Source organism: Holophagales bacterium, assembly GCA_016719485.1.
GTDB lineage: Bacteria > Acidobacteriota > Thermoanaerobaculia > UBA5066 > UBA5066 > UBA5066.
Genome location: JADJZB010000030.1, coordinates 46,867 through 65,276, shown reverse-complemented (window position 1 = coordinate 65,276; position 18,410 = coordinate 46,867). Strand labels below are relative to the sequence as shown.

General features: G+C 71.1%; 14 protein-coding genes. 9 read left to right on the top strand and 5 right to left on the bottom strand.

From position 1 onward, the window contains the following. Positions 1-3: 3 nt before the first annotated feature. On the bottom strand, positions 4-1,797 hold the full coding sequence (locus IPN03_21930; GenBank protein ID MBK9376307.1) for an NPCBM/NEW2 domain-containing protein: 1,794 nt from the start codon (positions 1,795-1,797) through the stop codon (positions 4-6). 37 nt (positions 1,798-1,834) lie between these two features. After that, complete coding sequence (locus IPN03_21925; protein MBK9376306.1) at positions 1,835-3,154, bottom strand: NAD(P)/FAD-dependent oxidoreductase; 1,320 nt, start codon at positions 3,152-3,154, stop codon at positions 1,835-1,837. 200 nt (positions 3,155-3,354) lie between these two features. Here IPN03_21925 and IPN03_21920 point away from each other — a divergent pair, with 200 nt between their 5' ends. From IPN03_21920 to IPN03_21895, 6 genes are read left to right on the top strand one after another with little or no spacing between them, the layout of a single operon-like run. Further along, a complete protein-coding gene (locus tag IPN03_21920; protein ID MBK9376305.1) occupies positions 3,355-5,178 on the top strand; it encodes a glycosyltransferase family 39 protein in 1,824 nt (607 codons plus the stop codon). A 48-nt stretch (positions 5,179-5,226) separates the two neighbouring features. Further along, a complete protein-coding gene (locus IPN03_21915; GenBank protein ID MBK9376304.1) occupies positions 5,227-7,308 on the top strand; it encodes a hypothetical protein in 2,082 nt (693 codons plus the stop codon). Then, positions 7,305-8,900: a TIGR03663 family protein gene (locus IPN03_21910; GenBank protein MBK9376303.1), complete on the top strand. Its 1,596-nt coding sequence runs from the start codon at positions 7,305-7,307 to the stop codon at positions 8,898-8,900. Before IPN03_21915 ends, IPN03_21910 begins: the two co-directional genes overlap by 4 nt. Beyond that, on the top strand, positions 8,897-9,853 hold the full coding sequence (locus IPN03_21905) for a glycosyltransferase family 2 protein (protein ID MBK9376302.1): 957 nt from the start codon (positions 8,897-8,899) through the stop codon (positions 9,851-9,853). The genes IPN03_21910 and IPN03_21905 overlap by 4 nt, the downstream gene beginning before the upstream one ends. A 54-nt stretch (positions 9,854-9,907) precedes the next feature. After that, on the top strand, positions 9,908-10,834 hold the full coding sequence (locus IPN03_21900; GenBank protein MBK9376301.1) for a hypothetical protein: 927 nt from the start codon (positions 9,908-9,910) through the stop codon (positions 10,832-10,834). Positions 10,835-10,856: 22 nt separating this feature from the next. Next, positions 10,857-12,218: a sigma-54-dependent Fis family transcriptional regulator gene (locus IPN03_21895; protein MBK9376300.1), complete on the top strand. Its 1,362-nt coding sequence runs from the start codon at positions 10,857-10,859 to the stop codon at positions 12,216-12,218. A 7-nt stretch (positions 12,219-12,225) separates the two neighbouring features. Here the strand turns inward: IPN03_21895 and selA are convergent, their stop codons facing one another. After that, positions 12,226-13,605: an L-seryl-tRNA(Sec) selenium transferase gene (gene selA / locus IPN03_21890; protein ID MBK9376299.1), complete on the bottom strand. Its 1,380-nt coding sequence runs from the start codon at positions 13,603-13,605 to the stop codon at positions 12,226-12,228. 23 nt (positions 13,606-13,628) lie between these two features. Here selA and IPN03_21885 point away from each other — a divergent pair, with 23 nt between their 5' ends. Both IPN03_21885 and IPN03_21880 read left to right on the top strand, forming a co-directional pair. Further along, complete coding sequence (locus IPN03_21885) at positions 13,629-14,348, top strand: hypothetical protein (protein ID MBK9376298.1); 720 nt, start codon at positions 13,629-13,631, stop codon at positions 14,346-14,348. A gap of 2 nt (positions 14,349-14,350) precedes the next feature. Then, positions 14,351-15,352 (top strand): tetratricopeptide repeat protein, encoded by a 1,002-nt coding sequence (locus IPN03_21880; GenBank protein ID MBK9376297.1) that lies wholly within the window; start codon positions 14,351-14,353, stop codon positions 15,350-15,352. A gap of 12 nt (positions 15,353-15,364) precedes the next feature. On the opposite strand, the gene IPN03_21875 is transcribed toward IPN03_21880, so the two are convergent. Continuing rightward, the gene (locus tag IPN03_21875; GenBank protein ID MBK9376296.1) at positions 15,365-16,705 is read right to left on the bottom strand and encodes a TldD/PmbA family protein; all 1,341 of its coding nucleotides are present in this window, start codon (positions 16,703-16,705) and stop codon (positions 15,365-15,367) included. After that, entirely contained in the window at positions 16,702-18,060 is a 1,359-nt protein-coding gene (locus tag IPN03_21870) for a TldD/PmbA family protein (protein MBK9376295.1), read from the bottom strand. The genes IPN03_21875 and IPN03_21870 overlap by 4 nt, the downstream gene beginning before the upstream one ends. A 65-nt stretch (positions 18,061-18,125) precedes the next feature. Here IPN03_21870 and IPN03_21865 point away from each other — a divergent pair, with 65 nt between their 5' ends. Continuing rightward, complete coding sequence (locus tag IPN03_21865) at positions 18,126-18,404, top strand: DUF507 family protein (GenBank protein MBK9376294.1); 279 nt, start codon at positions 18,126-18,128, stop codon at positions 18,402-18,404. Positions 18,405-18,410: the final 6 nt, after the last annotated feature.

Below are 18,410 nucleotides of genomic sequence, written 5' to 3'. Positions count from 1 at the left end.
CTCTCAGCGCCCTCTCAGCATGAAGGCGGGCTCCCCCCAGTTCGCATGGTCACAGTCCCGGCCGTCCCCGCCGTCCGTCACCTCGAGAGTCACCGCCGTGACTCCGGTGAGCGCCACCTCGATCAGCTGAGGCTTGCTGCCAGGCCGTAACAGGGCGCTTTCGAAGAGGGGACTGTGTTCCTGGTTCAGGACGCGAAACACGACGGAGGCCTCCGCACACGTCTGAGCCGAGTCGGCGAGCCCGATCACGGACCGGAAGAAACGGGACCCGGAAGGCACGCGATAGGTCATTCGGCACCATGAGTGCATGCCGAGTCCCGAGGAGTAGGCAAGGCCCGCGAGCCGGATGGGACCTCCCTCCCAGCTTTCGTTGATCCGAGGCTTCTCGAAACCGAACTCTGCTTTCGAGGCGGTCAGGCTGGAGAGAAGGACGTGTTCTCCCTCGATCCTCGGACGCTGCAGTTGACTCCAGAAGTAGGGGGCGAGCGATCCGAAGAGCGGAACCCCGGCGAGGAGAATCCCGAACGCCAGGTGGCCCGAGCGCGCCGTCCTGAAGACGCTCCCCTGCCAGCCCGCCACATCTCCTGCGAGGTTCCGCCAGATCCTGGCGGAGGCCACGAGGTAGATGCCGATGAAGAGCACGGCGAGCTTCCAGCCCGCGAACTGCTGCAGAAAGGGCCCGAGTATCGTTGCCTGCAGGACGATCTCGATGTTCGCGAACTGCGCGACGCACAGGGCGGCGAAGAGACCCTTGCGACCGGTCAGCATGGCAAAGAGGGCGAAGAACGGGAGGGCCGGGTAGATGTAGCGCTCGTGCATCTCCGTCGGGAACAGGAAGAACCCGAGCGGAATGAGGCCGAAAGCGAGGCAGAAGTGGGCAAACCTCTCCCGGTCTGCCAGCAGGCGCTCCCGCGACTGCAGAGCCAGGAACATCCAGACGAAGAGAAGCGAATACTGGATGGCGAAGACGAGGAGCCCCCAGCGCTGGTAGCTGAGCCCGAAGGCCCGGTTCGCGTCGGGAATGGAGCCGAGATCGGCTCCGGGCATGAGCACGGACCACATGCCGAAGGCGTTCTTCGAGATGACGGCGTGAAACCCCACCGAGCCGGTCACGACGCCTCTCAGCTGACGGAAAGTCCCGGCAGCGAGGAAGGGAACGCAGACGAGCACGAGAGGTGTAGCGAAGGAAAGCAAGGAAGTCCCGAGGCGCCGAGGGCTTCTCCATTGCGACACCAGCACGATCAGGGCCAGAGGCGGAATGAATACGATCGCCTGGAGTTTGGCCGCGAGCCCGAACGCGGCGAGAGCCGCCGCGATCTCGGGCTTGCCGTTCACGGCAGCCACGAACGACAGGACGACGAACGCCGTGAAGAAGCTGTCGACCTGTCCCCAGTACAGCGTGATGTAGAGAAAGGCGATGTTGCAGAGGAGCCACAGGCTCCGGAACCGGGAGATTCCATACCGGTCGAGGAGTGAGGCAACCCCGAAAACGATGGCGAAATCGAACACGAGGACGATCGCCTTGAGAAGGTGGATCTGCTCCCGGATCTGCTGCGCATCCTCGAAGAAGGATGCGAATCCCGCGAGGACGTAAAGCCAGAGGGGAAGGTAGTTGCTGCCGGAGCCGTAAACGTGGGCGAGACCGTTCTGGGCGATGTAGTCGGTCCATCTGGCCCAGTCGTCGATGTCGTAGCCAAATCCACCGGGCCGGATCAGGAGAAGACACGTGAGGGCGGTGAAGAGAACGGCGAGAAGCCACTTCCTCCGGTCCTCCTCCGGTGGAACTGCGCCGTTCACTGCGTCCTCGTCCGCGGAGGGCGTCGGCCGAGGTTGATCAGCGGAGGTCCTCGAGAAGCGCCGAGGCCGCCTCGCGAGCGATCTTCACGGCATAGTTCTGGCCCCGGTCCTCGGGGTAGACCTGCGCCATCGCGGCGGAGTAGAGACCCGGGACGCCGGTTCTCAGGGGAGGAAGGACCCGCGAGTAGTGCGTTCCGACGACCGGCTGCGCGTACTCGGCCCGGAAGAGATGGCGCTCGAGGATGCGCGCCCGTTCGAGCTCCGGGGCGAGCCGTTTCGCGGCCGGAAGGTAGATCTCCCAGAGGTCGCGGTCCGGCATCGTCCACTTGGGATCGTCGGGCAGGACGTAGTCGGAGAGGTAGATCACGTGATTCCCGCCGTAGCGCGACGAGGGGATGTAGTTCGTGTGCTCGATGAACCCGCCGAAGGGCATCGTCACGTCGCCGACGTTCGTCCAGTAGAAGGGCGTCAGGGGCCGGTCGACGACGAGGACCGGGCAGAGGGCGTGGGCGTACGAGATGCCGCTCCAGAGGGCGCGCGTGTCGGCGGGGAGATCGGGCGCGATCCGGAGCAGCTCGGGGATCGCGACGGTCGAGAGGACGAGGTCGAAAGCCTCGGAGCCGCCGCGAAACTCGACGAGCCAGCGTCCGTCGCTCCGGGACGCAAGCTTCACGGGGCGGGCCGGGCGCAGCTCCCCCCCGCGGGAAGCGATGCGGGAGAGGAGCGCCTCGACGACGCGTCCGAAGGAGCCGCGCATGTAGCCGAGCCTCTCTCCGAGCCCGGTCTTGTCGCGCGAGCGGGTCCTCAGGGCGATCTTGCCCCAGAGCCAGACGAGGCCCACCTCCTCCGCGCGGCGGCCGTACTTCTGCGTCAGGAGGGGCCCCCAGACGACGTCGAGGACGCGGCCGTAGCCGTTCTTCTTCAGCCAGCCGACGGCGGTTTCCCCCTCGAGGGCGCGCCAGTCGCGCATCTGACGGAGACGGAGCGTGGAGAGGACGAGCTCCAGGCGTCCCTTCACTCCGAGCGGCGAGAACCCGAGGAGCGAGACGGGGGTGCCGAAGGGGTAGAGGAGTCCACCCGAGTAGAAGCCCATCTTCGACGGGAGCCACTCGATCTCGCCGCCCAGGCCGAGCTCTTCGGCGAGGGAGACGTAATCGACGTCGCTCGTGAAGAGGTGGTGGTAGAAGCGCTCGAGCGCCTCGCCCCCGACCGAGAACGTGCCGACGAGGCCGCCCGCTTCCGGGTACTTCTCGAAGACGACGACGGAGTGGCCTGCCGCGAGGAGCCGGTCGGCCGCGACGAGGCCGGCGAGGCCGCCTCCCACGACGGCAATTCGACGACCCGGGCCGGCGGACATGGAGAGATTGTGACCCGAACGGACCGGCACCGGAAGGAAGACCGAAAAGGCCTGTCCCGGCTGCAGGCTTGCCGCCGGCGGAGGTGAGGGGCTAGCCTCGCCGACCGATGGTCGAGGCGGGACGTGCGAGAGGCGCGGGTTTCACGGGAGGCTTTCTGCTCGTCGTTCTCCTCGTGTCGATCGCGGCAGGAGGGCCGGCGATGGCCTCCCGCAGCGGACTGCAGGTCCTTCTCTGGGCCTCGGGGCTCGCGATCGCCCTTTCGCTCCTCGCGGCTCAGGACCGAATCGGCGTTCTCACTGGCCCGACGCTCGTAGACTCGCCGCAGAGCAGCGTTTCTCTACCGACGGAAGCGATCGTACTGGCCGCGATCCTCCTCGTGGCCCTCCTGCTTCGCGTCCCTCACCTGGCGTCGTTTCCTCCGCGCCTTCACAACGACGAGATGAGCTGCGGCCTCGCCGCACGTGAGTTCCTCGCGTCGCCGGCACCCTCGGTCTTCTCCCTGGGGTGGTACTCGTGTCCCCGGTTCGGGTTCTTCCTGACGAGCCTGGGCCTGCGCTTCTTCGGAGACTCCCTCTTCGGGCTCCGGATGAGCTCCGTCGTGCTCGGGATGGTCTCCCTCCTGGGCATCCACCTCCTGGGCCGGCTGCTCTTCGGCGTCGGTGCAGGCCTTCTGGCGACGTTGTTCGCGGCGACATTTCACTGGCACGTCCACCTCAGCCGAACCGGCTTTCACTACGTTCAAGGGATGGCGTTCGCGGTCTGGGCGGTCTACCTCCTCGCGCTCGGTTTCGCGACGAGGCGCCGGCTCGCGTTCGGGCTCGCCGGCGTGGTCACGGGCCTCGGGCTCCAGACCTACTTCTCCGTGCGGCTCGTCCCGTTCCTGCTGGTCGCCTGGACGCTTGCGCTCGTCCTGGAGCACTCCATGCGGAACCGCCGGGAGGGGGCGCTCGCCGACGGCCGGCCCGGCTCCGGGGCCCGGGTGGCGGCCGTCGGGCTGTCGATCACCGGCGTCCTGGCCGTTGCAGCCGTCGCGCCGCTCCTCGCCCCATACCGGGACCACCCGGAGGATTTCAACTCACGGACAGAGCAGGTCTTCATCTTCTCGGAGGCGGTGGCCACACACGTGAAGGTCGCAATTCGTGGAGAGGGCGGAGGCGGCCCGGACCCGACGACGGCCGAACTTCTCGCCTTCGGGGCTCGCCGAGTCTTCGGGCTGCCCTTCCGGGGCCGTGATTCCAGCGAGCAGTACGGATTCCAGTGGCCCTTCATCCCCTGGTCCTTCTGGATCGTCTTCGCGGCCTCGCTGGCCTTCGCGCTGCGGCAAGCGCGTCGTCCCGGGTTCTCGCTTCTCTGGCTCGTCACGATAGGAACAGCCGTCGCGGGAGGGGTACTGACCGTGGATCCGCCGTTCACGCCACGGCTTTCAGCGCTTGCGGCGTTCCTTCCGCTCTTCCCGGCAGCCTTTTTCGCTGCGATCCCGGCGTGTCCGGCCGTTCGTCGGAGTCGTCCTCGGAGGGTGGTCGCCGCCACCCTGTCGTCCCTTTTCGTTCTGTTCTGGGTGGTTCAGAACGTCGACCTCTACTTCCGGAAGTACCCCGGTGAGTTCGGCGGCTCTCGCCGCGACTGGATCGTCCGGCGCCTGCTGGAGCGGCCGAAGGTGGACGGAGTGGTCAACCTGTTCCCCGAGCCGGAGGCGTTCGGACACGAGAGCTACCGGTTCGTCGGCCGCGAGCTGAAGGTCTTCAACCTCGGAACGAGCCATCGGAGCGTGCAGGGCTCGGGGGGTGAGGGAGAAGCGGTTCCCCAGGGCCCGTCGCCCGGGCCAGACATCCCGCTGCCTTCCCTGGGAGACGTTCTCGGCGAGGCCGCTTCCGCCGGAAGGAGCGTGCTCGTCATCGCGCCGACGTCGCTCGTCGCTGACGGTGACGTCGAGCCGCTGCGGGTTCAGGATTTCCACACCTCGAACGACCCGTCCTTCCCGGGCGACTTTTCCTGGGCCGTCGTTGCGCCGGGCCCCGGGTAATCGCGGCGCAGGTCTCCGGATGCTCCTGTGCTACCGTCTCCCGGCCCCGTGAGCGCACCGTCCACGATCTTCCTGGCCGTCCTCCTCGTCGGTCTCTGGGCGACCGGTACTGCCGTCCTCCTGCGCGTCGGGCGGGGGGACGAAGACGAGGCAGGACTCCTCGACGGAGCGGTCGCGCTCGGCCTTCCCGTGGGCCTCGTCCTCTTCGCGTTCCCCGGGTGGCTCCTGACGACGTTCGGCCGGATTCCGTTCGTGGCGATCCTCGTCCTCGGAGGGATCGTCGCCGCGGCAGCGCTCGTCTTCTGCGGGCGCGGGCTCGGAGGACTTCGCTCCGGGCGCCCCGGCTCCGCCCGGGTCCCTCCTCTCTCTTCCCTCTCTGCCGTACTCCTCCCCGCGCTGCTCCTGCTTGCGCTCTTCGGGGCCTACCTCTGGCTACGCCTCGGCTGGCCGGACGTCCGGGGGACGGAGAAGCCGATGGACCTCGCGGTCCTTTCCAGCCTGCTCGCCACGCCCCGGCTTCCGCTGGAAGATCCGTGGTTCGCCGGAGAGCGGTTCCCCTACTACCACTTCGGCACCTACGTCCTCGCGCTCCCGTTCCGCCTCGCCTCCGTCCCGCCGGCGTACGCCTACAACCTGATCGTGGCGCTCGTCGCCGCCCTGGCGGGCGCCGCGGCGTTCGGGGTCGTCCGCTTCCGCGGAGGAGGGCGTGTGCCGGCGGTGCTGGCGGCTCTCCTCCTCGCCTTCGCGGGGACGTTCGACGGCGCGCGCCAGCTCCTCGCCGGGACGCCGCTGTCGGGACTCGACCTCTGGCCGTCTTCGAGGCGCGTCGCGGACACGATCACCGAATGGCCCCTCTTCACGCTCTGGCTCGGGGACCTGCACCCGCACGCGGTGGCCCTTCCCCTCCTCCTCGCTTTCGCGGCGACCGCGGGCCGGTTCGCCTCGGGGCCCGGCCTCCTCCTCGACGCCGCGCTGCTGGCGGCCCTCTTCTCGGCCAACCCGTGGGACCTTCCGGGCGCGCTCCTCCTCCTCGGCGTCGGCGCGTTCGTCACGCGGGACCTGAAGACCGCCCTGCTGCGCAGCGTCGCGACGCTCGCGGTCTCGCTTCCCTTCCTCCTCCCGGCGCTCCTGTCGCCGCGTCCCGAGTTCCAGGGCCTGCGCGGCGTGACCGGCCGGACGACGAGCCCGGAGGCGTTCCTGCACCTGGGAGCGATGCTCCTGGTCCCGGCTCTCGCGGTCGGGATCGCCCTCCTGCGCTCGAGAGACGAGGCCGAGGACGCGTTCTTCGTCGCGAACGCCTTCCCGGCGCTGGGCCTCTTCCTCGCGATCGTGACGCAGCGTCCCGTCCTGGGGCTGGGGGCCGCGTTCGTGCTCGCCGTCCTGTATCTGCTGCCCCGCCTGAAGGGCGCGTTGAGGGCCGGCTTTCTCCTCGCGGGAGCCGCAGTGGTGCTTCTCCTCGTGCCGGAGCTCGTCGTCGTCCGCGATCCGTACGGCGAGGAGCTCCACCGGATGAACACCGTTTTCAAGTGCTATGCCGCCGCGGCAGCCCTGCTGGCCCCCGCCGTGGCGCTCCTCCTGCCCCTGGCGCTGTCCTCGAGGAGGGCGCGCTGGGCCGTGCGGGGCGTCCTCGTCGTTGCGGTCGCGGGGCTCCTCGCTCACCCGGCCAGCCTCGTCCTCCAGCGGTGGAACCCTTCGCAGCGGACGATCGACGGTCTCGCATGGATGACCAGGGAAGCGCCGGGGGACCGGGAGGCCGTGGAGTGGATCCTCCGGAACGCGCCCCCTGACGCGCGGCTCGTGGAAGCCGTCGGCGGTGCCTACAGCGACCACGGACGCATCGGGGGCGCCACCGGCCGCCCGATCGTCCTCGGGTGGACGAACCACCAGGGGCTCTGGCGAGGCGGGGCGGCGACGGCCGAGATCGACGCGCGAAAGCTGGACGTCGAGACGGTCTACCGGTCCGGTGACGCCGTGGCGGTCCGGGCGGCACTCGCCCGGCGCGGCGCGACGCACGTCGTCGTCGGGCCGCTCGAACGGAAGGAGTACGGTCCCGAGCTGTTCCGTGCGCGCGGAGGCGCGAGGCGCGTCTTCTCCGGGCAGGGGACCGAGGTGTGGGAGGTGGCACCGTGAGCGGTGACGGTCCGGCCTGGCAGAGGCTCGAGAGGTGGGCCTGGGGAGGGCTCCTCCTCCTCTCCCTCGCCCTGCGCCTCTGGGACCTCGGCTCGCGGGCGTACCACCACGACGAGTCGATCCACGGGCACTTCTCCTACGAGCTGGCGACGAAGGGCAGCTACGAATACGACCCGATCTACCACGGACCCGTGCAGTACTTCATGGTCGCCTCGACGTTCCGGATCCTCGGCGATTCGGACTTCACCGCCCGCCTCCCGGCGGCGCTCGGTGGCGTCGGCCTCGTGGCGATGGCGATGCTCCTCAGGGCGCGGTTCGGGCGGGGGGCCGCCTTCGCGTCCGGCGTCCTCCTCGCGATCTCGCCGAACCTCCTCTACTTCACGCGCTTCTGTCGCGAGGACGTCTGGAGCCTCCTCGGAACGTTCGGGCTCTTCCTCTGGCTGGATCGCTGGTGGCGGACCCGGCGCGTCGCCGACCTCGGTCTGGCCGCGATCTGGGCTGCCGTCGCGTTCGCCTCGAAGGAGAACTTCTACGTTCTCGCGGCGCTGATGGCGCCGTCGGTCCTGGCGGCGGTCTGGGAGCCGGGAAAGGGCTTTCCGGCCTTCGCGAAGATCCGTTCGCTCCTCGACGTCCTCGAGCGTCACGGGGTGGCGATCCTGGGCGCCGCCTTCCTCTTCTTCACGCTCTCCGAGGTGGCGTACACGTTCTTTCTCGTTCACCCCGACTCCGGGAACCCGGCCTTCATCGCGATCTCGTACTGGTGGGGCCAGCACAAGGTCGAGAGGGTCGGCGGGCCGAAGACGTACTACCTGCCGCGGATCCTCCAGTACGAGTTCGCGATCGTTCTCCCCGCGCTCGTCTGGATCGGCATGAGGTGGAGGCGCTTCTCTCCCGCCGAGCGGTTCGTCGCGGCGCTCGCCCTCTCCTCGGTCCTCATGTACGCGTACCTCGGGGAGAAGACGCCCTGGCTCATCGTCCACCAGATCCTGCCGTTCGTCCCGCTCGCGGGCTCCGCCTGGGCGGCGCTCTGCGCCTCGCGCGTCCGGACGGCCTCGATCGCCCTCCCGGTGGGCGTCGCGACCGTCCTGGCGACGCTTTCGCTCTCCTTCTGGAACCCGCTGCTCTCGCCGTCCCACCCGCGGGCCGAAACGGTCGTCTTCACCCAGACGAGCCCGGAGCTGATGCCGGTCGTGGCCGACGTCGTGAAGGTCGCCGCCACCGGTGCGGATCCCGTGGCGGCGGTCTTCGGAGAGGCCGTGTGGCCGCTCTCCTGGTACTTCCGCAACCTTCCGGTCTACTGGGCCATGCCGAACGCGGGCAGCCGGCCGCCCTTCGTCATCGTCGACGACACGAAGGCCGAAGAAGCGCAGAAGCTCCTGGGCGGCGACTACGTGGCCCGGCAGATCCCGCTGCGCGCCTGGTGGATTCCCGAGGTCTCCCGCTCTCCGCTGCGCCCGACGCCGCGCGAGCTTCTGACCTACCTCTTCACGCGCCGGCCCTGGAGCAACGACGGCTCGGCGACGAATCCGGTCGGCTCGCAGAACGTCGTCGTCCTGACGCGGCCCGACCTCGAGAGGAGCCCGGAAAGATGAGCGTGCCCGAGGTTTCCGTCGTCCTTCCGTGCTTCAACGAGCTTCCGAACCTGCCGGAGCTGCGCCGCCGGCTCGTCGCGGTCCTCGAGGCGACGGGGCGGACGTTCGAGATCCTCTTCGTCGACGACGGAAGCCGTGACGGCTCGTTCGAGGCGATGGCCGCGCTCGCAGCGGAGGACCCGCGCCTCAGGGCCCTGCGTCTCTCGCGGAACTTCGGCCACCAGATGGCGCTCACCGCCGGCGTCGACCGGGCCCGCGGACGTCTCGTGGCGGTGATGGACGCCGACCTGCAGGACCCGCCCGAGCTCCTCGCCGAGATGCTCGCGAAGTCCGACGAAGGGTACGAGGTCATTTACGCGCAGCGGACGGCACGGGAAGGGGAGAGCGCCTTCAAGAGGGCGACGGCGCACCTCTTCTACCGCCTCATGCGCCGCTGGACGAACGTCGACATCCCGGTCGACACGGGCGACTTCCGCCTCCTCGGGCCGAAAGCGGTCGCCGCCTTCCGCTCCCTGCGCGAGCGCCACCGTTTCATCCGGGGGATGACCGCCTGGGTCGGCTTCCGGGCGACGGCGGTGCACTACGTCCGCCCCGCGCGGCTGCACGGCGAGACGAAGTACCCGCTGCGCAAGATGGTCCGGTTCGCCCTCGACGCCCTCACGTCGTTCAGCCACGTTCCGCTCCAGCTCGGCACCTGGCTCGGGTTCCTGGTCTCGTCCTTCGCGTTCCTCTACATCGCCGTCGTCGTCGTCCTGAAGGTCCTCGGGATCAACGAGCGGGGCTGGACGACGCTGATGGGGTGGATCCTCCTCCTCGGCGGCGTCCAGCTGATGCTCATCGGCGTCCTGGGGGAGTACCTCGGGCGGATCTACGACGAGGTGAAGGGGCGACCCCTCTACCTCGTCTCGGACGAGGTCGGCGGCGAACCGGGTGCCGCGGGAGAGCCGCGCTGACCGCCGAGTCACCCCGACTCCGCGGTGCTATGCTTTCCTGACCGGAGGTGTCCCATGCGCCGCGCTTCATCGCTGCTCGTGCTCGGGCTCATCAGCCTCACAGCTGGGCCGCTCGCGGCCGACAGGGTCGTCCTCAAGGACGGCCGGACCCTCGAAACGAAGAAACCGCTGGTGATTCGCGGGAGTCAGGCGGTTCTCGTGCTCACGGACGGCAAGCTCGTCTCGATTCCTGCTTCCGAGATCGACACCGCAAAGACGGCGGCCGCCGCCGCGCGGGCGGCGGAGATGGCGAAAGTCCCTGCCGCCGCTCCCACGGCCGTGCGGGCCCCGAGCCTCGTCGACGCGGCCAACGCCACGCGCGATGGAAGAAAGGCCTCGGTCGTCCTGACGGATCAGGACGTCGCGGGCGGATACCTCGAGCCGGGCGAGGAGAAGAAGGCGGCCGGTGCGGGACGCGTCATCGTCAGCAACGTGTCGGCGAGGAAGGCCGCGAACGGAACGGTCGTGACGGGCTCGGTCCAGAACGCCGGCGAAAGCCCCGTCGAAGGCGTCGCGATCACGGTCGAGGCCGTGGGGGACCAGGGCCAGACCGTCTCGAGCGCCTTCGGGCAGCTCTCTGCGGACGCCCTCGCCCCTGGCGAGAAGGCCACGTTCACCGCCCAGCTCGACAGCGAGGTGGCGGTCCGCAACGTGAGGGCCTCGCCGCGTTGGCGCGCTTCGAAGCGGGAAGTGACCGTGGCGGGTGGATCCTCCTCCGCCGGAGCGTCCGCCACGTCATCGGGCGGGGCCGCTCCCGTCGAGCCGACTCCGGCACCGACCGCGGCTCCGACCCCGGCGCCGACTCCAGCGCCCGTGCTCCGCTCGCCCGACATGCCGGCCCCCGCGCCGAACGCCCCGGTGGGCGCGCCGGAGAAGCCGGGCGGTAGCTACGTTCCCCAGCCTTCGTCCAACCAGCCGAAGCCTCCGGGCGGCGGCGTCTGAGCCGGGGGCGCCTCGGGCCGGGATGGCCGCCGAGATCCTCCTCGTAGAGGACCGGGAATCGCTCCGGTCGATGCTGGCCGAGACGCTGGCCCGCGAGGGGTACGGCGTCGAAGCGGTCGCGACCGGCGACGAGGCGGTTCGGCGGCTCTCCGAGGGGCGGCGCTACGCCCTCGTCCTCACCGACCTCAAGCTTCCCGGGGCCGACGGCCTCGCCGTCCTGGACGCGGCGCTCGCGAGCGACGCATCGCTACCGGTCATCCTGCTCACGGGTTTCGGCACGGTCGAGACCGCCGTCGTCGCGATGAAGAAGGGGGCGGCCGATTTCCTCGGCAAGCCGGTCGACGTCGATCTCCTCCTCCTGCTCGTCCGCAGGCACGTCGACGCCCGGCGCAGCGCCGTGGCCCGGACGCTCCTCGCCGAGGAGGCCGGGCTCGCCGGGATGCCGCGCATCCTCGGCCACGCTCCGGCGCTGGCGGACGCCCTCGACCGGCTCCGCCGGGCCGCCGCGAGCGACGTGACGGTCCTTTTGACCGGCGAATCGGGGACGGGGAAAGAGCTCTTCGCGCGGGCCGTCCACGCCCTCTCTCCCCGCCGGGCGGGACCGTTCGTCGCCGTGAACGTCGCGGCCCTTCCCGAGGGGCTCGTCGAGAACGAGCTCTTCGGCCACGAGCGGGGCGCCTACACGGGCGCTTCCGAGCGGCGGGCCGGCCGCTTCGAGCTGGCCGACGGCGGGACGCTCTTTCTCGACGAGATCGGCGAGCTGCCGCTCGGGGCGCAGACGAAGCTCCTGCGCGTCGTCGAGGAGAGGACCTTCCTGCGTGTCGGCGGAACGATCCCCCTCACGGTGGACGTTCGCCTGGTGGCCGCCACGAACTGCGACCTTGGGGCCCGGGTGAAGTCGGGAGCCTTCCGCGAGGATCTCTTCTACCGGCTCGACGTCTTTCCGGTCCGCCTCCCGCCGCTGCGCGCCCGCAAGGAGGACGTCCCCGTGCTGGCCAGGGAGTTCGCGAGGACCTGCGGCGAGAGCGCGCGGGGCCGGGCGTTCGAGCTCAGCCCGGCAGCGGTCGAGAAGCTCGTGGCGTGGGACTGGCCGGGAAACGTGCGGGAGCTCAGGAACGTGATCGAACGGGCCGTACTCCTCTCGTCCGGCCCGCAGATCCGGACGGCCGACGTCGTCCTCGGCGCTCCGGGTGAGGAAGCGGTGGGGACGCCCTCGCTGGCGGGGACGCTCGAGGAGACGGTGGAGCGGTGGAAGCTGGCCGGCGAGTCGGCGCGGATCCGCCGTGCGCTCGAGGAGGCCGCCGGGGAGCGGTCGACGGCCGCCGAGGCCCTCGGCATCCCGCTCAAGAGGCTCGTCCAGAGGATCCGCGAGCTGAAGATGTAACGGCCCGTCAGGGCCGCGTGCAGGCGTCCCCGAGCGCTCTCAGGATCTCGTCGTCCTCCTCCGGGGTGACCGAGCGGAGATCGACGACGAGCCTTCCCTCCGAGATGCGGACGAGGACGGGCAGCTCTCGCGAGCGGAGCCGGGCCGCCGCCTCGGTCTCGCCGAGGGACGGGTGGCGCAGGAGAAGACCGAACGAGGGGAGCGTCGATTCCGTTCCCGTTCCGCCGCCGGCGATGGCGACCAGGGGGGCCGCCTCGGCCTCCCATCCGAACGCCGCTGCCGCCGCCGCGAGCCGGCGCGCCCGCTCCGCCAGGCGCGCCACGGGTACCGCCAGCATCGCGTAGAAGGGGATCTCGGAGGCCCTCCCCGAAAGGTGCAGGTCGAGAGTCGCCGCGAGCGCGGCCAGGACGAGCTTGTCGGGGCGCAGGGCGCGCGCGAGCGGGTTCCTCGCACAGGCGCCGACGAGAGCGGAGGCTCCGAGCAGGATCCCCGCCTGCGGCCCGCCGAGCGTCTTGTCCCCCGAGAAGCAGACGAGGTCGGCTCCCTGGGCGAGCGCCTCGGCGGGGACCGGCTCGTCGAAGAGGCCGGACTCTTCGAAGCGCTCGGGAGCGCCCGCGCCGGCGTCGTAGAGAAGCGGGATGCGCGCCTCCCTGCAGAGGGGTGCGAGCGCGCGGAGAGAGACTTCCTCGGTGAAGCCGACGATCCGGTAGTTCGAAGGTCTCACCTTCAGGATCGCCACGGCCCCGGCGCGGACAGCCTCGGCGTAGTCGTCGGGCGTCGTCTTGTTCGTCGTCCCGACCTCGAGGAGCGAGGCTCCGCTGCGGGCCATGATCGAGGGGACGCGGAAGTCGCCTCCGATCGCGACGAGCTCGCCCCTCGAGACGGCGACGGGCCGGCCGTTGGCGAGCGTGTCGAGGGCGAGGAGAAGCGCGGCAGCGGTGTTCGTGACGGCCAGGGCGTCGAGGTCGTCGCGGCCCGGGGCCATCAGCTCGAGGAGGAGGGGCCGCACGTGCTCGCCCCTCTTCCCGCGCCCGCCGGTCGTCAGGTCCAGCTCCAGCGTCGCGTAGCCGCAGGACCTGAGGACGGCCTCCCGTGCGGCGGCGGCGAGCGGGGCCCGCCCGAGATTCGTGTGGAGGAGGACCCCCGTGGCGTTGACGACGGGCCTCGGTCCCGCCGGCGGGCGAAGTGCGAGGGCCGTGTCGGCCGCGTCGAGGACCGCGCCGGCGGCGTCCTCTCCGGCCGCGAGGCCGCCTCGCCGAAGCCGGTCCGCGGCCTCGCGGAGAGCTTCCCTCGTCCGAAGGCGTCCGTGACGGGTCGCGAGCTCCAGACCCCGCTCGTCCGACAGAAGCGTCTCGATCGAAGGGGGGATGGTTACGGGTGTTGCCAAGACCCGTAGAATCTATCGCAGCGATGGCTGTCTCGTTTGAACGGGAGCTGGTCGACCTGGACCGGGGCATAACGACCCTCAGGATCGAATACGAGCGTTTCTTCGGCGGCGAGGTGAAGCGCCCGCCCCTGCCGAGCCGGCGGACGATCGAGGAGACCCTTCGCAAGCTCGCGAACGCGGAGATGGAGAAGGCCGCCGAACGCTTCCGGCTCCAGGCGCTCCAGGGCCGCTTCTACTCGTTCGTCGAGCTCTGGGACAAGCGGATGCAGGCCCGGGAAGAGGGCCGGACCGGGCCGGTACGCCGCCTCGCCCCTCTCTCGTCGGTCATGGCGCCGGGCTCCGGGTCGGGATCGGCGACGACAGGCAAGGGCAGAGAGAAGAAGGCGGCGGCAGCTGCGGCCCCCGACGTCGAAGCTCTCCTCGCCGCTGCAGAACGGGCGGTGAACCGCGACACCCCCGTGTCGGCCGAGCCCCCCCGGCCCGACGCAGCGGCCGGTCCTTCCGTAAAACCGAGGAACCGGGTCGACTTCACGCCCCTCTTCGAGAGGTACGTGGCGGCCCGGCAGGCCCTGGGAGAGGACGTGTCGAGGCTGAAGTACGAGAAGTTCGAGGAGTCGGTGAGACGGCAGGCGGACGAGATCCGCCGCAAGACCGGCTCGTCGCGGCTCGTCTTCGAAGTCCAGACGACGGACGGACGGGTCCGCCTCGTCGGCCGTCCCGTAGCTCCCGGGCCGAAGGGGTGACGATGTTCGTTCCGTTCCATAAGGCGTTCCTCGCGGGCGCGGTCCTCGCGGCGTCCCTCGGCGCATCTCCCGCGGCCGGCAAGGATGTCTACAGGGCGTCGCTCGACCCGGCGATTCCTCACCACGCCGCCATCCTGGAGACGATCTCGAAGATCGAGCAGAGCCCGTCGGACGCCACCCTCCACAACGACCTCGGCTGCCTCGTGGCGTGGGACGGCTTCTGGCGCGACGCCCTCCGGTCTTTCGACACGGCCGCCGAGCTCGCTCCAGCGGACTCCCGGCCTTCCTTCAACGCCGGCCTCGTCGAGGCCCTTCGCGGCGAGTGGGGGTCCGCCCGGTCCCGCTTCCGCCGGGCGGTGAAGACCGATCCGGGCAACTGGCCGGCCTGGTGGATGCTCGGCTTCGCGGAGGAGACGCTCGGAAACGAGAGCGCCGCGATCAACGCCTACTCGAAGTCGCTCCGGGTCGACACGTCGCTTTTCGATGCCAGGGTCAACCCGTTCGCCGTGGCGACCCGTCTGCGGGCGCGGGTCCTCCTCGAAACGTACCAACGGAGACGGGTCGACGCCGCGATACCGTTCTCGAACCAGCTGTCGGATCCGTCCCGGGTCGCCGCGTTCTTCCAGAATCGTGCGAAGGCGCCGCAGGCCATCGTCGAGATCGAGGAGCCTCCCCGGACCGGGCCCGTCGTGACGAGCGTGCCGCCCCCGACCTCCGCACGTCCGATGGTGGTGCCGTCGACGACGGAACCGCTGACGCGCCGCCGCAGGGCCTATTCCCAGCGCACGGGGAGCGAGGGTGACGGGCCGATCGAGGTTTCGCCCGCGCCGGCCCGCGAGGTACCGGACTCTGCGGCACCCGCCGCGGCGCCGGTTCCCGGGCTCGAAGAGGGAAGCGCGGCGCCCGGCACGGGTGTCGTGCCCGTGCCGGCCCCCACGGGAGCGCCGCGTCGGGTGCCGGCTCCAGGACCGGGAGGGCCGCCCGAGCCGCCGAAGGGCGACTGAGGGCCGACCGGTTCAGCCGGTTTTCCAGCGCGGCACGAGGAGCGTCGGCGAGCCGGCGCTCCCGGTGCCTCCGAGCGCGAACTTCAGGTCGTCCCCGATGCCGGCGATCCCCCGGAGGAAATCGGAGAGACGGCCGGAGACCGTGGCCTCAGACACCCTTTCCGTGGCCCGTCCCTTCTCCACGACGTACCCGGCGACGACGAGCCGGAACGTGTCTGCGGAAAGGTCCACCTCGGGTCTCTCGAGGAGGACCGCGGCGTAGAGGCCTCTCCCCACGCTTCCCAGCAGGTCGAGAGGGGAGACTCCGGGCAGGGGATCGACGAAGAAGTTCGTCAGGCCGATCCGCGGCGGCGCGCTCCACGCGACCCGGACGGCGCTTCCGGAGGGGGAGCGGGAGAGGCGGCCCGCCGCGGCGATGTCGGTGAGGCGGCCGAACGGCATCCCGCGGTCGACGAGGCGGGTCCGCCCCTGGAGCGTCCCCTCGCCGTCCCGCACCCCCCGGACGAGCCCGCCCGGGGCGGCGGCGTCGTCCACGAGGGAAACGAGGGGTGCGGCGAGCGCGTCCCGCCCTTCGCGGGTCCGAGCCGCCAGGAGGGCTTCTTCCTCGTCGCCGAAGAACAGGGGTGCGAGCCGGCCCACGAGGTGAGCGGCGACGAGGGGATCGAGGAGGATGTCGGCCCTCGTCGCCTCGAATGGCCGGCCGTTGAGCGGCAGGAGGACCCGGTCGGCGGCGTGCCGTGCGAGGCGCGCCACAGGCAGCTCCTCGGGGCGCGAAGCGGCGCCCACCACGCGGGCCGAGAAGCGTCCGGCAGAGGAGCGGCCGACGACCGTGGCCACGAGTGTCGCGAGACGGCTTCCCCACGTCGCATCGCGCCCCGCCGTCGTGGCGAGCCGTTCCGCCCTCTCTCCGAGCGAGACCGAGGCGTCGCGCACCGTCACCGCCCCGCGACCGGAGGCGGTGAGCGCCTGGCGGAAGCTGGTCAGGAGCGTCCGGGCGAGGTCGGCGTCGGGGGGAGGCGGGTCGGAGAGCGGGCGGTGCTCGGCGATCTCGCCGGCCGCCGGGCCCGGAAGCCGCACGCCGCGCCGCGCGCGGGCCCTGGGCAGGCGCCGGCGCGCTTCGGCGGGAAGGTACTCGGAGCGGTCGGGCCCCGCGGCCGCGAACGCGGAGCGTCCCGCCTTGAAGAGCCGGAGGGCGAGCCCTCGCTCGTGAGACTCGAGGAGTGTCGATCCCTCCTCGTCCTCGGTCAGCTCCAGGAGGGCGCCGCGCCGCTCGTAGAGCTCGGCCCCCGCGCCGTCGCCCGCCGAGGCGTCGAGCACCCGTTCGAAGAGGCGGTCGTCGGCGCCGTGCGTCACCGGCGCGCCGCCCGTGCCGTCAGGCCGCGGACCAGGAGCGCCGCGGCCGCGCCCCCCACGGGGACCGCGTCGCCCCCTTTCACGCAGACGGAGAGGCCCGTTGCGGGAAGGACGTCGCTGCCCCACGTCTCCTCGACGGAGGCGAGAGCGGAGAGGATCTCTCCGGACAGGGCGAAGGGGGCCAGCGGCGAGCTCCTCCGGCCGCGTCTGATCCCGTCGGCGGCCGAGACGAGGAGGACGAACCGCCCCGACTCGGGATCGGCCGAGCCGCTCGCCACCTCCCGGACGTAGAGGCCGTCGCCGCACCGGTCGAGCAGCTCCTCGAGGCTCGCCTCCCCCGCGCAGGCGACGAGGTTCGACATCCGGACCCGAGGCGGGCGCCGGAAGCTCGAGGTCCGGCCGTGGCCGTTCGAGTCGACGGCGCCGGAGCGCCGGTCGGACAGGAGCCCCGTGACGACGCCGCCCGCCAGGAGCGGCACGGCGCGCGCGAGCGTTCCCTCGTCGTCGACCCCGTAGGCACCCGGGAGGTCGCCCCGGCCCGGGTCGTCGACGATGTCGAGGCCGGCAGGAGCGACCGCGGCCCCTTTCACGCGGGAGAGGACCGAACCGCGTTCGCCCGCGTCCGCCTCGAGGGCGTGGCCGACCACCTCGTGCCAGAAGACCGAGGCGGCCGACGGGGAAAAGACGACGTCGACAGGGCCCGGTGCGGGGGGAAGGCCCGACGAGGGACGGGCCGCATCGCGGAGCGCGGCGGCGAGTGCGTCCGCCGCCTCGCCGAAGGGGCGTGCCGACTGGAACGAGAACGGCCGTTCCGAGCCCGCCCGGCGGATCGTCCCCGAGGCGACGAGCCGCGTTCGCACGCCGCACGGCAGGAACGCCCGGGGCGTGACGACCGTCCGCTCGGTCACGACGCGCGAGACCTCGACGGACAGCACCAGGCCGCGCGGATCGGGGAGGGCGCGCGCGAACGCCGCGGCGAGCGCCGCCGTCCGCCCTTCCTCCTCTTCCGGCCTCTCCGCGCCGGCCGGCGGCGGGGCGGGCGCGGCGCCACGGTGCGCCTTGAAGAAAGGGGCGTTTCCCGCGCGCCGCCCCGCTTCCCGGACCGCGTCCCGCAGCGCCTCGGGGCCGGCTCCGGAGCGCGCCACGAGGAGGAGGCTCCCCTCGCGCCGGATCCTCACCGCCGTCCCGCTCTCCTCGGCGAGCGCGGGGGCGAGGAGCCCGGACTCGGAGGCGGTCCACGTCTCGGTGCGGGTCCGCTCGCGAAAGGCTTCGCCCGACTCGCCCCGGCGCAGGAGCCCCGAGACGAGCTTCACCGCGTCGTCCGCGTCGCGCATCAGATCCGCCGGGCTGCCCATCGCTGCCCCGATTCTAGGCAGACCGGGGGCGAAGCGCTCGATTGCCTGCTGTATCCTCCGCGGCCATGGCCGCCCCGGACGCCCGAATCGCCGCGTGCGCCGCCTTCGTGGCGCGGCGCCTCATCGAATCCGGCCTCGTGAGGGCGAAGTCGCCCGCCGAGGTTCGCAGGGTCGTCGAGGCCACGCTCGCCTTCGACCGCGACCGCGAGCGCCAGCTGGAAGTCGAGGTCGACAAGCTCCTCCGCGCCAACACCGGCGCGCTCGGCGGGGCCGGGTTCGACTACTCCGAGGTCTTTCGGAAAGCCAAGCGCCTGCTCGCGGAGAAGAAGAAAATTCCGCTCTGAGCGGGG